Source organism: Pseudomonas sp. SMN11 (assembly GCF_052041945.1).
Taxonomy (GTDB): domain Bacteria; phylum Pseudomonadota; class Gammaproteobacteria; order Pseudomonadales; family Pseudomonadaceae; genus Aquipseudomonas.
In genome coordinates this window covers 1-14,454 of the sequence record NZ_JBKGGW010000005.1, presented here as the reverse complement: position 1 = coordinate 14,454, position 14,454 = coordinate 1, and the positions used below count along the sequence as shown (strand labels likewise).

At 64.0% G+C, this 14,454-nt stretch carries 12 protein-coding genes; 5 read left to right on the top strand and 7 right to left on the bottom strand.

All coding sequences use genetic code 11. From position 1 onward, the window contains the following. Positions 1-5: 5 nt before the first annotated feature. From ACLEJU_RS06965 to ACLEJU_RS06935, 7 genes are all read right to left on the bottom strand, one after another. Positions 6-1,397: a GntP family permease gene (locus tag ACLEJU_RS06965; protein ID WP_435424250.1), complete on the bottom strand. Its 1,392-nt coding sequence runs from the start codon at positions 1,395-1,397 to the stop codon at positions 6-8. A 270-nt stretch (positions 1,398-1,667) separates the two neighbouring features. Further along, on the bottom strand, positions 1,668-3,050 hold the full coding sequence (locus ACLEJU_RS06960) for a sigma-54 interaction domain-containing protein (protein ID WP_435424251.1): 1,383 nt from the start codon (positions 3,048-3,050) through the stop codon (positions 1,668-1,670). Positions 3,051-3,067: 17 nt separating this feature from the next. Beyond that, complete coding sequence (locus ACLEJU_RS06955) at positions 3,068-4,084, bottom strand: ABC transporter permease (RefSeq protein ID WP_110638020.1); 1,017 nt, start codon at positions 4,082-4,084, stop codon at positions 3,068-3,070. Continuing rightward, a complete protein-coding gene (locus tag ACLEJU_RS06950) occupies positions 4,084-5,142 on the bottom strand; it encodes a microcin C ABC transporter permease YejB (protein WP_400729105.1) in 1,059 nt (352 codons plus the stop codon). The genes ACLEJU_RS06955 and ACLEJU_RS06950 overlap by 1 nt, the downstream gene beginning before the upstream one ends. Next, a complete protein-coding gene (locus ACLEJU_RS06945) occupies positions 5,139-7,064 on the bottom strand; it encodes an extracellular solute-binding protein (RefSeq protein WP_435424252.1) in 1,926 nt (641 codons plus the stop codon). Before ACLEJU_RS06945 ends, ACLEJU_RS06950 begins: the two co-directional genes overlap by 4 nt. A gap of 13 nt (positions 7,065-7,077) precedes the next feature. Beyond that, entirely contained in the window at positions 7,078-7,359 is a 282-nt protein-coding gene (locus ACLEJU_RS06940; protein ID WP_054884552.1) for a peptidylprolyl isomerase, read from the bottom strand. A gap of 82 nt (positions 7,360-7,441) precedes the next feature. Then, positions 7,442-8,503 (bottom strand): 3-deoxy-7-phosphoheptulonate synthase, encoded by a 1,062-nt coding sequence (locus ACLEJU_RS06935; protein WP_435424253.1) that lies wholly within the window; start codon positions 8,501-8,503, stop codon positions 7,442-7,444. 632 nt (positions 8,504-9,135) lie between these two features. On the opposite strand from ACLEJU_RS06935, the gene benA reads away from it, so the two are divergent. The 5 genes from benA to ACLEJU_RS06910 all read left to right on the top strand — a co-directional run bounded on the left by benA (position 9,136) and on the right by ACLEJU_RS06910 (position 14,409). Continuing rightward, a complete protein-coding gene (benA, locus tag ACLEJU_RS06930; protein ID WP_435424254.1) occupies positions 9,136-10,506 on the top strand; it encodes a benzoate 1,2-dioxygenase large subunit in 1,371 nt (456 codons plus the stop codon). Further along, positions 10,503-10,988, top strand: coding sequence for a benzoate 1,2-dioxygenase small subunit (benB, locus tag ACLEJU_RS06925; RefSeq protein ID WP_435424255.1), 486 nt, complete (start codon positions 10,503-10,505; stop codon positions 10,986-10,988). Before benA ends, benB begins: the two co-directional genes overlap by 4 nt. Positions 10,989-11,058: 70 nt before the next feature. Continuing rightward, positions 11,059-12,072 (top strand): benzoate 1,2-dioxygenase electron transfer component BenC, encoded by a 1,014-nt coding sequence (gene benC, locus ACLEJU_RS06920; protein ID WP_435424256.1) that lies wholly within the window; start codon positions 11,059-11,061, stop codon positions 12,070-12,072. 186 nt (positions 12,073-12,258) lie between these two features. After that, entirely contained in the window at positions 12,259-13,020 is a 762-nt protein-coding gene (locus tag ACLEJU_RS06915; protein WP_435424257.1) for a 1,6-dihydroxycyclohexa-2,4-diene-1-carboxylate dehydrogenase, read from the top strand. Between the two features lie 66 nt (positions 13,021-13,086). Beyond that, complete coding sequence (locus tag ACLEJU_RS06910; protein WP_435424258.1) at positions 13,087-14,409, top strand: MFS transporter; 1,323 nt, start codon at positions 13,087-13,089, stop codon at positions 14,407-14,409. Positions 14,410-14,454: the final 45 nt, after the last annotated feature.

Below are 14,454 nucleotides of genomic sequence, written 5' to 3'. Positions count from 1 at the left end.
ACTCCTTAGACGATGCCAGTGGCGTAGAACGTGGCAATGACCACGAATACCGCCAGGGTCTTGATCAGGGTAATACCGAAAATGTCTTTGTAAGCTTCGCGGTGGGTCAGCCCGGTCACGGCCAGCAAGGTGATCACCGCGCCGTTGTGCGGCAGGGTGTCCATGCCGCCGCTGGCCATCGCGGCCACCCGGTGCAGCACTTCGAGGGGTATGTTGGCGGCATGGGCCGCTGCGATGAAGCTGTCGCTCATGGCCGCCAGGGCGATGCTCATGCCGCCCGAGGCGGAGCCGGTGATACCGGCCAGCAAGGTCACGGTGATCGCTTCGTTGACCAGCGGGTTGGGAATCCCGCGCAGCGCGTCGGCCAGCACCAGAAAGCCCGGCAGCGAAGCGATCACGGCACCAAAGCCATACTCTGATGCAGTGTTCATGGCCGCCAGCAGGGCGCCACCGACTGCACTCTTGGTGCCCTCGGCCAGGCGTTCGCGGATCACCCCGAAGGCACACACCAGTACCATCAGGATGCCCACCAGCAGGGCTGCCTGCACCGCCCAGATCGCCGTGAGCTTGGCCACGTCGCTGTTGACCGGCGCGCTCATGCCCGGCAGTTGCAGGGTGTGGCTGAGGCCATACCACTGCGGGATCCAGTGGGTGAACAGCAGGTTCATCACCCCAACCAGCACCAGGGGCGACAGTGCCAGCCAGGGGTTGGGCAGGGCCAGGTCGGCGGCGGTTTCAGGCTCGTTGCGCAGGTTGCTGCCGTAGCCTTCACCCGCATGCTGGGCCTTGTTGCGCTGGCGCTGCAGGTAGAGCATGCCAGTGCAGAACACGAACAGCGTGCCGATCAACCCCAGCCACGGCGCTGCCCAGGCGGTGGTGTTGAAGAAGGTGCTGGGGATGATGTTCTGGATCTGCGGGGTGCCGGGCAGGGCATCCATGGTGAACGAGAACGCGCCCAGGGCGATGGTCGCCGGGATCAGGCGTTTGGGGATGTCGCTCTGGCGGAACATCTCGGCGGCGAACGGATAAACCGCGAACACCACCACGAACAGCGACACGCCGCCGTAGGTGAGCAGGGCGCAGACCAGCACGATCACCAGCATCGCCTGGCGAGTGCCAAGCAGCCGGATGGCGGCGGCGACGATCGAGCGCGAGAAGCCGGACAGCTCGATGAGCTTGCCGAACACGGCACCGAGCAGGAACACCGGGAAGTACAGCTTGATGAAACCGACCATCTTCTCCATGAACACCCCGGTGAAAGCGGGGGCCACGGCGGCCGGGTCGGTAAGCAGGACGGCGCCGAGGGCGGCGATGGGGGCGAAGAGGATCACGCTGTAACCACGGTAGGCGGCAAGCATCAGCAGGGCCAGAGCGGCGAGAGCGATGAGCACGGTCATCGGGATGGATCTCCTGGGTGAGTCTTGTTGTTATGGGTGACCGGGAGATAGCGGGAATCGTGCCAACTACGTAACTATATGAAATTAATGGATTTTTGTGTTATTGACTAATGATTGCGTCTCCATTTTGAGATTGCAGGGGCCGCTGTGCGGCCCATCGCGGATAAATCCGCTCCTACAGGAGACTGCGTACCCCTGTAAGAGCGGATTTATCCGCGATCGAGGGCGAAGTCCTCGCAGTAATCTCAAAAAAGAAACACAAGTCTCAAATCAGAGACCGAAGGCAACCATCTTCTTGTACAAGGTCGAGCGCCCCAACCCCAGCGCTTTGGCTGCTTCTGGCACATTCCCCGAATGCTCGGCCAACGCCTCGGCAATCAGCCTACGCTCGAACTGCTCACACGCATCACGATAGCTCACCCGCTGTTCCTGAACCGCGACCGGGCTCAGCGGCCCCAGAGCCGCCGCCAGGTCGGCGACACCAAGGCGCGGTTGGTCAGCCAGCAACGTCGCCCGTTCCAGCACATTGCGCAGCTCACGAATATTCCCCGGCCACGCATGTCGCGCCAGCAATGCCTGAGCGTCCTGCTCCAGCTCGTACTGGCTGCCCAGTTCGGCCAGGATCGCTTCGCACAGCGCCGGCAGGTCCTCGACTCGTTCGCGTAACGGCGGCACTTCGATCGGCAGCACATTAAGCCGGTAGTACAGATCGGCACGAAATGCCCCGCGGGCCATGGCCGCCTGCAGGTCGATAGAGGTAGCGGCAATGATGCGCACATCGCTGCGCAGCATCTGGTTCGAGCCGACCGGCTCGTACTCCTTCTCCTGCAGTACGCGCAGCAGCTTGCTCTGTAGCGCCAGGGGCATATCACCAATCTCGTCGAGGAATAGCGTGCCACCCTCGGCCAGTTGCAGCTTGCCACTGCGGCCCTTGCGGTCGGCACCGGTAAAAGCGCCAGGCGCGGTGCCGAAGAACTCGGCTTCCAGCAGGGTTTCGGGGATCGCCGCACTGTTGATGCTGACAAAGGCTTTGTGTGCCCGCGCGGAAGCGGCGTGGATGGCATGGGCCAGCAACTCTTTGCCGGTGCCGGTCTCGCCCAGCAGCAACACCGGCGAATCGCTGCCCGCACCGCGCCGTGCGCGGCGCTTGGCCTCAAGGCTGGCCGGGCTGCTGCCGACGAACTGGGCGAAGCTGTACTTGGCCTGGCGTGCGCGCAATTGCGAGCGGGTGCTGGCCAGTTCCTGCTGCATGCTCGAATAGCGCTTGAGCAAGGGCGACAGGTTGCGCAGCTCCTCGAACAAAGCAAAGCCTATGGCACCTATCAGGGTGCCCTGGGCATCGTGGATCGGCAGGCGCATCACCACCAGCGGCTCGTTGGGGGTATCGAGCATGTCCAGCAGGATCGGCCGACCATCGCTCACCACCTGGCGCATCAGGCTGCCCGGGATGACCGCTTCGCACGGCTGGCCGATCGCGCTGCCGGCATCGGCCAGGCCAAAGCGCCGAGCGTAGCGTTCGTTCATCCAGACAATGCGTGCATCACGGTCGACGATCACCGTGCCTTCGCTGGACTGCTCGATGATCTCGAACAGAGAACGGATCGCCAGTTGCCGTACCTGGGGGTAGTCCTTGAGGCTGTCGCTGTCGTGCATGGGTAAAATCCTGAAACCTATCCTCTGGGGTCGAACGCCTCACGCAAGGCATCGCCGATAAACACCAGCAGCGACAAGATCACCGCCAAGGCAAAGAACGCGGTAAAGCCCAGCCACGGCGCTTCCAGGTGCTGCTTGCCCTGGGTCACCAGTTCACCCAGCGAAGCACTGCCGGCGGGCATGCCGAAACCGAGGAAATCCAGCGCCGTCAGCGTGGTGATCGCCCCGGTCAGCATGAACGGTACATAGGTGAACGTCGCGTTCATCGCATTGGGCAGCACATGGCGCAGCATCACCAGGGTGTCTGACAGTCCAAGGGCACGCGCTGCCTTCACGTACTCGAGGTTGCGCCCACGCAGAAACTCGGCGCGCACCACATCGACCAGGGCCAGCCACGAAAAAAGCGCCATGATGCCCAGCAACCACCAGAAATCCGGCTCGACAAAGCCACTGAGGATGATCAGCAGGTACAGCACCGGCAACCCCGACCACACCTCCAGCAAGCGCTGCCCGAACAGGTCCACCCAGCCACCGTAATAGCCTTGCAGCGCGCCGGCACCGACGCCGATGAGCACGCTGATCACCGTCAGGGCAAAGGCGAACAACAGCGAGGTGCGGGTGCCATACAGCACCCGCGCCAGCACGTCGCGGCCCTGGTCGTCGGTGCCCAGCCAGTTGCTCGCGCTCGGCGGGCTGGGAGTGGGCACCAGCAGGTCGTAGTTGGGTGTGTCGGCGCTGAACGGGATGGGGGCGAACAGCATCCAGCCGCCCTGGCCCTCGATCAGCTGGCGCACATAGGCGCTGCGGTAATCCGGTTGGAATGGCAACTGGCCGCCAAACTGCTGCTCGCTGTAGCGCTTGAGCGCCGGCATGTACAAATCGCCCTTGTAACTCAGCAGCAGCGGCTTGTCGTTGGCTACCAGCTCGGCGCAGAGGCTCAGCACCAATAGGCCTGCGAACAGCCACAGTGACACCCAGCCCAGGCGGTTGCGGCGAAAACGCTGCAGGCGACGACGCGAAACCGGCGACAGCATCAATGCGCCCTCGTGTCGAAGTCGATGCGGGGGTCGAGTACGGTGAAGGCCAGGTCGCCGATCAGGCGGAACAGCAGGCCGGCCAGGGTGAAGATGAACAGCGTGCCGAACACCACCGGGTAGTCCCGTGACACTGCAGCTTCGTAGCTCATGCGGCCAAGGCCGTCGAGGGAGAAGATCACCTCGATCAGCAACGAGCCGGCGAAGAACACCGTGATCAGCGCCTGGGGCAGGCCGGCCAGCACCAGCAGCATGGCGTTGCGCAGCACATGCCCATACAGCACGCGGCGCTCGCTGAGGCCTTTGGCGCGGGCGGTGACTACGTACTGGCGGGAGATCTCATCAAGGAAAGCGTTCTTGGTCAGCAGGGTGAGGGTGGCAAAGCCACCGATCACCAAGGCGCCAACCGGCAGCACCAGGTGCCAGAAGTAATCGGCGACCTTGCCCAGCAGGCTGAGCTGGTCGAAATCATCCGAGACCAGGCCGCGTACCGGGAACCAGTTCAGTGAGGTACCGCCGGCGAACAGCACGATCAGCAGCAGCGCGAATAGGAACGAGGGCAGGGCATAGCCGACCACGATCAGCGCGCTGCTCCAGGCATCGAAGCGGCTGCCATGGCGTACCGCCTTGCGGATGCCCAGCGGGATCGACACCAGGTAGGTGATCAGCGTGGCCCAGAAGCCCAGCGACAGGGTCACCGGCAGCTTGTCGAGAATCAGGTCGGTGACCTTGGCACCGCGGAAGAAGCTCTGGCCGAAGTCCAGCCGGGCGTACTGGCCGAGCATCAGCCACAGGCGCTCCGGGGCGGTCTTGTCGAAACCGTACTGGCGCTTGATCTCCTCGATCAGCTTCGGGTCCAGGCCACGGGTGGCACGGGACTCGCCGTGAACCACCTCGGCCCGGGAGCCGGGCGCACCACCGCCCAGGCCCTGCAGCCGCGCCACCGCCTGCTCGACCGGGCCGCCGGGCGCGGCCTGGACGATGGCGAAGTTGACCAGCAGGATCGCCAGCAAGGTCGGGATGATCAGCAGCAGGCGCCGCAGGATGTAGCTGGTCATGGCTGGGCCTTCTGCCGTTCGGCCATCTGCGCGTTGGTCAGTGCGGTCGGGCTGAGTTCCCACCAGCTGTCCAGGCCTTCGTCAAAGGCGGGCTGGGTTTTCGGCAGGCCGAAGCGGTTCCACCACACTGTCGAGCTGCCGGGCGGGTAATAGTTGGGGATCCAGTAGTAGTTCCATTGCAGCACCCGGTCCAGGGCATGGGCGTGGTGCAGCATGTCGGCCTGGGTGTCGGCGCGTACCAGGCCGTCGATCAACTGGTCCACCACCGGGTCCTTGAGCACCATCAGGTTGTTCGAGCCCGGGTCGTTGGCAGCGGCCGAGCCGAAGTAGTTGTACAGCTCGGCGCCTGGCGACAGGGTCACCGAATAGCCGGTGACGATCATGTCGTAGTCGCGGGCCATCAGCCGGTTCACGTACTGCGCCGAATCGACGTTGCGGATGTTCAAGGTGATGCCGATCTGCGCCAGGTTGCGCTTCCACGGCAGCAACAGGCGCTCCATGCCGGACTGGCCGTTGAGGAAGGTGAATTCCAGCGGCTCGCCCTGGGCGTTGACCAGGCGATCACCGTCGGGGTGCCAGCCGGCCTGTTGCAGCAAGGCCAGCGCCTGCAATTGTTGCGGGCGAATGATCCCCGAGCCGTCGGTGTCCGGCGCCGTGAACACCTGGTTGAAGACTTCGTCCGGTACCCGGCCGCGCAGCGGCTCGAGCAGCTTGAGCTCGCCCGCATCCGGCAGTTCGCGGGCTGCCAGTGGGGTATTGGAGAACACGCTCTGCTGGCGGATGTACATGTTGCGCATCATCTGCCGGTTGCTCCACTCGAAGTCCCAGAGCATGGCCAGTGCCTGGCGCACACGGCGGTCCTTGAACTGTGGCTTGTCCAGGTTGAACACGAAACCCTGGGCCGCCTGCGGCTTGGCTGGCCCCAGGTGGGCACGTTGCAGGCGGCCATCGTCCAGCTGCGCGCCGTTGTAGCCCAATGTGTAAGCGGTGGCGGAAAACTCGCGGTTGTAGTCGTATCCGCCACCCTTGAGCACTTGGCGCGCCACTTCGGTGTCGCCGAAATACTCGATGCGGATGCGCTCGAAGTTGTAGCGCCCGCGGTTGACCGGCAGGTCCTTGGCCCACCAGTTGGGGTCACGTTCGAAGGTGATGCTGCGTCCGTTGTCGATGCGCCCGATACGATACGGGCCGCTGCCGACCGGCTTGTCGAAGCCGGCGCCGTTGGCGAAGTCGCGGTTGGCCCAGTCGTGCTCGGGCAGTACTGGCAGGCTGGCCAGGTCCAGCGCCAGTGTGCGGCCATGGGGCTGTTTGAAGTCGAAGCGCACCTGCAGCGGGCCTTCGACCGTGACGCCGGTGACTTCTGCGAACTGGGTGCGGTACTTGAGGCTGCCTTCGGCCATGAGTTTGTCGAAGCTGAAGCGCACGTCTTCGGCGCGCACCGGCTTGCCATCGGCGAAGGTTGCCTTGGGGTCGATCTCGAAGCGCAGCCAGGCGTCGTCCGGGCCACGTTCCATGCGCCGGGCGATCAGGCCGTAAACGGTGTAGGGTTCATCGAACGAGCGTTGCGCCAGGGGCGCATACAGCCAGCCATCGACCTCGCTGACGCCGATGCCTTTGTCGATGTAGGGCAGGATATGGTCGAACTGGCCGATCTCGATGGCCGAGCGGCGCATCAGGCCGCCCTTGGGGGCGTCGGGGTTGGCGTAGTCGAAATGGCGGAAGGTTTCGCTGTAGCGGGGGGCTTCGCCGTAGACAGTCAGAGCGTGGGTGGGTGCGGCTTGGGCCATCCAGCCCATGCACAAAAGCACGACCCCAAGAATGACTAGTGGGAGCGGGCTTGCCCGCGAATAGGTCCGCTCAGGCAACCTCGTGGTCTGTTCTGGCCTATTCGCGGGCAAGCCCGCTCCCACAGGGATAGTCATCGGATTCGATGACTTAGTCCTGGCGGCTGGTCACTTCCAGCAGGTGGTAGCCGAACTGGGTCTTCACCGGGCCCTGTACGGTGTTGACCGGCGCGCTGAACACCACGGTGTCGAATTCCTTGACCATCTGGCCTGGGCCGAACGAGCCCAGGTCACCGCCTTGACGGCTGGACGGGCAGGTGGAGTTGGCCTTGGCGATTTCAGCGAAGTCGGCACCGGCTTCGATCTGGGCTTTCAGTTCGTTGCACTTGTCTTCAGTGGCGACGAGGATGTGACGGGCGGTGGCGCGTGCCATGGGTACTGCTCCTTGGGGGGTGAAAACGGCAAGCCTAGCGCACTTGATCGGCTCATGTCTCGCCAGGCTTGCTGTAGGCACTTCACAGACAGGCTGCGGCCTCGCGCAACAGGGTATCGGTCGCGCTCCAGCCCAGGCAGCCATCGGTGATCGACACGCCGTATTTCAGCGCGCCCTTGCCCAGGGTCTGGCAGCCATCGAACAGATGGCCTTCGAACATCACGCCGACCAGCGAGCGGTCACCGGCCAGGCGCTGGGCCAGCACGTCCTTGAACACGGCGGGCTGGCGGGCAGGGTCCTTGCCGCTGTTGGCATGGCTGCAGTCGACCACGATGCGTGCCTGCAAGCCGGCCTTGGCCAGCCCTTGGCGGGCCAAGGCGATGCTGGCGGCATCGTAGTTCGGGCCCTTGTGGCCGCCGCGCAATACCAGATGGGTGTCCGGGTTGCCCAGGGTTTCGATGATCGCCGGGTAGCCCTGTGCATCCATGCCGAAGTGGCGGTGCGGGGCCGCTGCGCTGCGCATGGCGTCACAAGCGATGCCGACGCCGCCGTCGGTGCCGTTCTTGAAACCGACCGGGAGCTCCAGACCGCTGACCATTTCCCGGTGAATCTGCGATTCGGTGGTGCGTGCGCCAATCGCCGCCCAGCCCAGCAGGTCATCGAAGTAGCCGGCGGCCATCGGTTGCAGCAGCTCGGTGGCGATCGGCAGGCCGCGTTCGATCATGCTCAGCATCAAACCGCGGGACAGGGCGATGCCGGCGTGCATGTCGTCACTGCCATCGAGGTGCGGGTCGTAGGCCAGGCCTTTCCAGCCCACCGTGGTGCGGGGTTTTTCCACGTAGGCGCGCATCACCAGCAGCAGCTTGTCATCGACTTCGCGGCTGAGGGCGGCCAGGCGGTCGGCGTATTCCAGGGCCGAACGGGGGTCGTGGATCGAGCACGGGCCGACAATCACCAGCAGGCGCTCATCGCGGCCTTCGAGAATGGCGCGGATGGCCTGGCGGTGGCTGTGGACTTGCTGGGCGAGTTCGGTGGACAGCGGCATCTGCTGCTTGAGCAGGTGCGGGCTGGGCAGGCGCTGGCTGACGGTGGTGTTGGCAGCGAGCGGTTGGGTCAGGGGCAGAGCGAGGTTCGAGGCTTGCATGGCGTATGTTCCCTGGGCGGACGGCGGGTTCTGGCCCGCGCGGTCGGCCCTATCGAGGTGTTCGACTATTCGTTGATTGATTGTCTGCAGCATTGCCACCGGTGATGGACCGATCGGAGGCGGCAGGCTGGCCCGAACGGGATTGGCTAAATCGCCAGGCATAGTTGCTTGCGTAGTAATAAGTGGCGTAGTTCATGAATCTGTCCTCAGTTCGAATCGGTAAAAGTGCAATGGCCTGAAAAGCAAAACCCCCGGTCGGGGAGCCGACCGGGGGTTTGAGTATTCTCATGTTCGGCGGCCCCTCGAAGGTGGGCGCCGGGTGGGTATCGGCGCCTAGTGGCTAAACCAATACCCAAAGTAATAGCTGGCAGCAGCCTGGCAGCCGGCAACGGCCAGCACAAGGCGCAGGGTGCGACCGGTGTGGTTGGCGTGGTTGCGGGTGTGTTTTGGCATGTTGCTCTCCAGTGAATGAACCCGAGCTTACTTCAGGCAATGTGCACTGTTCAATGGATAAATGCTATCGCGCCGATAATTGCACAAAACGGATAGCACTCTGCACACGATGGATATTGCCACCCCAGGGCAAACCCTAACCTGACCCGGTCTGAACAATAACAATGGAGACCCTGGCCATGTCCCTGGGATTCGACTACCTCAATGCCATGCTTGAGGACGACCGTGAAACCGGCGTCTATCGCTGCAAACGCGAGATGTTCACCGACCCGCGCCTGTTCGACCTGGAGATGAAGCAGATCTTCGAGGGCAACTGGATTTACCTGGCCCATGAAAGCCAGATCCCCGAGAAAAACGACTTTCTCACCCTGACCATGGGGCGCCAGCCGATCTTCATCGCGCGCAACAAGGACGGGGACCTCAATGCCTTCCTCAACGCCTGCAGCCACCGCGGCGCCATGCTCTGCCGGCACAAGCGCGGCAACCGCGCAAGCTACACCTGCCCGTTCCACGGCTGGACCTTCAACAATAGCGGCAAGCTGCTCAAGGTCAAAGACCCGAGCAACGCCGGCTACCCCGACAGCTTCAACTGTGACGGCTCCCACGACCTGACCAAGGTTGCCCGCTTCGAGTCGTACCGTGGCTTCCTGTTCGGCAGCCTGAATGCCGACGTCAAGCCGCTGGTCGAGCACCTCGGCGAGTCCGCCAAGATCATCGACATGATCGTCGACCAGTCCCCGGAAGGCCTGGAAGTGCTGCGCGGTGCCAGCTCGTACATCTACGAGGGCAACTGGAAGCTCACCGCCGAGAATGGCGCTGATGGCTACCACGTCAGCTCCGTGCACTGGAACTACGCCGCCACCCAGAACCAGCGCAAGCAGCGCGAAGCGGGCGACGAGATCAAGACCATGAGCGCCGGCGCCTGGGCCAAGCAGGGCGGTGGCTTCTATTCCTTCGACCACGGCCACCTGCTGCTGTGGACCCGCTGGGCCAACCCCGAAGACCGCCCGGCCTTCGAGCGCCGCGACCAGCTGGCCGCCGACTTCGGCCAGGCCCGCGCCGACTGGATGATCGAAAACTCGCGCAACCTGTGCCTGTACCCCAACGTCTACCTGATGGACCAGTTCAGTTCGCAGATCCGCATCGCCCGGCCGATTTCGGTGAACAAGACCGAAATCACCATCTACTGCATCGCGCCGAAAGGCGAGAGCGCCGATGCCCGGGCCAAGCGCATCCGCCAGTACGAAGACTTTTTCAACGTCAGCGGCATGGCCACCCCGGACGACCTCGAAGAGTTCCGCTCCTGCCAGACCGGCTACGGCGGCGGTACGGGCTGGAACGACATGTCCCGTGGCGCGCAGCACTGGGTCGAAGGTGCCGATGAGACCGCCAGGGAAATCGAACTCAAGCCGCTGCTGTCGGGCGTGCGCACCGAGGACGAAGGCCTGTTCGTGCTGCAGCACAAGTACTGGCAGGACACCATGATCAAAGCGCTGAAACAGGAGCTTCAACAGGAAACCCAGTTGATCCCGGTGGAGGCCGTGCAATGAGCCTGCATGACACCGTGCGCGACTTCCTCTACCGCGAGGCGCGCTACCTGGATGATGCCCAATGGGACCAGTGGCTGGAGCTGTACGCCAGCGACGCGACCTTCTGGATGCCGTCCTGGGACGATGACGATACCCTGACCATCGATCCGCAGAGCGAAATCTCGCTGATCTGGTACGGCAACCGTGGCGGCCTCGAAGACCGCGTGTTCCGCATCAAGACCGAGCGCTCCAGTGCGACCGTGCCGGACACCCGCACCTCGCACAACATCAGCAATATCGAGATCGTCGAGCAAAGCGAAGGCAGCTGCCTGGTGCGCTTCAACTGGCACACCCTGAGCTTCCGCTACAAGACCACCGACAGCTACTTCGGCACCAGTTTCTACACCCTCGACCTACGCGGCGAGCAGCCGCTGATCAAGGCCAAGAAGGTGGTGCTGAAAAACGACTACGTGCGTCAGGTCATCGACATCTACCACATCTGATCCGAGGTAACGCGAGCCGCCCGGTGTGCCATTTGGCGCGCTAAGGGCAGGCTCGCCCGCGAGGTGCAACATGAGCTTCCAGATTGCGCTTAATTTCGAAGACGGGGTGACCCGCTTCATCGAGGCCAGCGGCCATGAAACCGTGGCCGACGCCGCCTACCGCCAGGGCATCAACATCCCGCTGGACTGCCGCGACGGCGCCTGCGGTACCTGCAAGTGCAAGGCTGAATCCGGGCGTTACGACTTGGGCGACAACTTCATCGAGGACGCCCTGAGCATCGATGAGATCGCCGAAGGCTACGTACTGACCTGCCAGATGCGCGCCGAAAGCGACTGCGTGGTGCGCATCCCGGCGTCGTCGCAGCTGTGCAAGACCGAACAGGCCAGCTTCGAGGCCGCCATCAGCGATGTCCGCCAACTCTCGGCCAGCACCATCGCCTTGTCGATCAAGGGCGAGGCACTGAGCCGCCTGGCGTTCCTGCCGGGGCAGTACGTGAATCTCAAGGTGCCGGGTAGCGACCAGAGCCGCGCCTATTCCTTCAGCTCGCTGCAGAAAGACGGCGAGGTCAGCTTCCTCATCCGCAACGTACCGGGCGGGCTGATGAGCAGCTTCCTTACCAGCCTGGCCAAGGCCGGCGACAACATGAGCCTGGCCGGCCCGCTGGGCAGCTTCTACCTACGGCCGATCCAGCGCCCGCTGTTGCTGCTGGCCGGTGGTACGGGCCTGGCACCGTTCACGGCGATGCTGGAAAAGATTGCCGAGCAGGGCAGCGAACACCCGCTTCACCTGATTTACGGGGTGACCAACGATTACGACCTGGTCGAGCTGGACCGCCTGCAGGCGCTGACCGCACGCATCGCCAACTTCACCTTCAGCGCCTGCGTGGCCAACCCCGACAGCCAGTACCCGCAGAAGGGCTATGTGACCCAGCACATCGCGCCGCAGCACCTCAATGATGGTGACGTCGATGTGTACCTGTGCGGGCCGCCGCCGATGGTCGAAGCAGTCAGCCAGTACCTGCGCGATCAGGACATCAACCCGGCGAACTTCTACTACGAGAAGTTCGCGGCGGCCGCGGCCTGAGGTTCCTTGGGGCCGCCGCCATCGTGCGGGTGACGGTGGCCTCCTTTTATTCCGAAGCAAAACGCCGCCCTTGTGGGAGCAGGCATGCCCGCGAAGAGGCTCGCAGGTTCAACAACTGCGTCTGGTCGGGTGCATTCGCGGGCACGCCCGCTCCCACAGGAGCTGCGTTGAATTGGAGAGATGCAGATGAATGCAAGATTCCAAGGCAAAGTCGCACTGGTCACCGGCGCCGCCCAAGGCATTGGCCGTGGCGTGTGCTGGCGGCTCAAGGCCGAAGGTGCGCAGGTGGTGGCGGTGGACCGTTCCGAGCTGGTCCACGAACTGGCCGGGGAGGGCATGCTGACCCTCACCGCCGACCTCGAACTGCATGCCGATTGCGCCCGGGTCATGGCCACGGCGGTGGAAACCTTCGGCCGCCTCGACATCCTGGTCAACAACGTCGGCGGCACCATCTGGGCCAAGCCCTTCGAGCACTATGAAGTGGACCAGATCGAGGCCGAAGTACGCCGCTCGCTGTTCCCGACTCTGTGGTGCTGCCACGCGGCGCTGCCGTACATGCTCGAACGCGGCAGCGGCGCCATCGTCAACGTCTCGTCGATCGCCACCCGTGGGGTCAACCGCGTGCCATACGGCGCGGCCAAGGGCGGCGTCAACGCGCTCACCGCGTGCCTGGCCTTCGAAACCGCCGGCCGCGGCATCCGCGTCAACGCCACCGCCCCCGGCGGTACCGAGGCGCCCCCGCGCCGGGTGCCGCGTAACAACAGCGAACAGAGCGAGCAGGACAAGGCCTGGTACCAGCAGATCGTCGACCAGACCCTCGACAGCAGCCTGATGCGCCGCTACGGCAGCATCGACGAGCAGGTCGGCGCGATCCTCTTCCTGGCTTCCGACGAGGCCTCCTACATCACTGGCGTGACCCTGCCGGTGGGGGGCGGTGATCTCGGCTGAATCCTCTCCATGCATAGTCCCGAGGCAAAGCGTTCCTCCAAAACAACAACAAGAGAGACAGATGCCATGCGAACCCTTGACGTACACCCGATCATCGATAACGCCCGCTTCACACCGTTCCACTGGATGGTCATGGCCCTGTGCGGCCTGCTGCTGATCTTCGACGGCTACGATCTGTTCATCTACGGCGTGGTACTGCCGGTGATCATGAAAGAGTGGGGCCTGACCCCGTTGCAGGCCGGTGCGCTGGGCAGCTACGCGCTGTTCGGCATGATGTTCGGCGCCCTGGCGTTCGGCAGCTTGGCCGACCGCATCGGGCGCAAGAAAGGGATCGCCATCTGTTTTGCCTTGTTTTCCGGGGCGACCATCCTCAACGGCTTCGCCAGCAGCCCCAGCGAGTTCGGCATCTATCGCTTCATCGCCGGCCTCGGCTGCGGCGGCCTGATGCCCAATGCCGTGGCGCTGATGAACGAATACGCGCCCAAGCGCGTGCGCAGCACGCTGGTGGCGATCATGTTCAGTGGCTACTCGCTGGGCGGCATGCTCTCGGCAGGTGTCGGCATCTTCATGCTGCCGCGCTTTGGCTGGGAGTCGATGTTCTTTGCCGCTGCCGTGCCGCTGCTGCTGTTGCCGGCGATCCTCTATTACCTGCCGGAGTCCATCGGCTTTCTGGTGCGGCAGGGGCGTACCGATGAAGCGCGCAAGCTGCTCAAGCGCCTGGACCCGGATTGCGATGTGCAGGCGGATGACGCGCTGCAGGCGGCGGACCGCAAAGGTGGCGGCAGCTCGGTGCTGGAACTGTTCCGCAACGGCCTGGCCATCCGCACCCTGGCCCTGTGGCTGGCGTTCTTCTGTTGCCTGCTGATGGTCTACGCGCTGAGCTCGTGGCTGCCGAAACTGATGGCCAACGCCGGCTACAGCCTCGGGTCGAGCCTGTCGTTCCTGTTGGCCCTGAACTTCGGCGGCATGGCCGGGGCGATTCTTGGCGGCTGGCTGGGCGACCGGTACAACCTGGTCAAGGTCAAGGTGGCCTTTTTCATCGCGGCGGCGCTGTCGATCAGCCTGCTTGGCGTGAACAGCCCGATGCCGGTGCTGTACCTGCTGATCTTCGTCGCCGGCGCCACCACCATCGGCACGCAGATCCTGCTGTATGCCGGTGCTGCCCAGCTCTACGGCCTGTCGGTGCGCTCCACCGGCCTTGGCTGGGCGTCGGGCATCGGCCGCAACGGCGCCATCGTCGGCCCGCTGCTCGGCGGTGCGCTGATGGGCATCAACCTGCCGCTGCAACTCAATTTCATTGCCTTCGCCATCCCCGGTGCGATCGCCGCGCTGGCCATGGCCGTGCACCTGGCCAGCGGCCGGCGGCAGGCCCATCTGGCGACGGCCTGATCATTGACTGACTGAACTGGAGCTTTTTGCATGACAAGCCCGACC

Bases quoted from the DNA above. Each gene is read 5' to 3' on its own strand.
- ACLEJU_RS06945 (WP_435424252.1), bottom strand. From the start codon at position 7,064: ATGACTATCCCTGTGGGAGCGGGCTTGCCCGCGAATAGGCCAGAACAG.
- benC (WP_435424256.1), top strand. From the start codon at position 11,059: ATGAGCTTCCAGATTGCGCTTAATTTCGAAGACGGGGTGACCCGCTTC.
- ACLEJU_RS06935 (WP_435424253.1), bottom strand. From the start codon at position 8,503: ATGCAAGCCTCGAACCTCGCTCTGCCCCTGACCCAACCGCTCGCTGCC.
- ACLEJU_RS06955 (WP_110638020.1), bottom strand. From the start codon at position 4,084: ATGCTGTCGCCGGTTTCGCGTCGTCGCCTGCAGCGTTTTCGCCGCAAC.
- ACLEJU_RS06960 (WP_435424251.1), bottom strand. From the start codon at position 3,050: ATGCACGACAGCGACAGCCTCAAGGACTACCCCCAGGTACGGCAACTG.
- ACLEJU_RS06910 (WP_435424258.1), top strand. From the start codon at position 13,087: ATGCGAACCCTTGACGTACACCCGATCATCGATAACGCCCGCTTCACA.
- benB (WP_435424255.1), top strand. From the start codon at position 10,503: ATGAGCCTGCATGACACCGTGCGCGACTTCCTCTACCGCGAGGCGCGC.
- benA (WP_435424254.1), top strand. From the start codon at position 9,136: ATGTCCCTGGGATTCGACTACCTCAATGCCATGCTTGAGGACGACCGT.
- ACLEJU_RS06915 (WP_435424257.1), top strand. From the start codon at position 12,259: ATGAATGCAAGATTCCAAGGCAAAGTCGCACTGGTCACCGGCGCCGCC.
- ACLEJU_RS06950 (WP_400729105.1), bottom strand. From the start codon at position 5,142: ATGACCAGCTACATCCTGCGGCGCCTGCTGCTGATCATCCCGACCTTG.
- ACLEJU_RS06940 (WP_054884552.1), bottom strand. From the start codon at position 7,359: ATGGCACGCGCCACCGCCCGTCACATCCTCGTCGCCACTGAAGACAAG.
- ACLEJU_RS06965 (WP_435424250.1), bottom strand. From the start codon at position 1,397: ATGACCGTGCTCATCGCTCTCGCCGCTCTGGCCCTGCTGATGCTTGCC.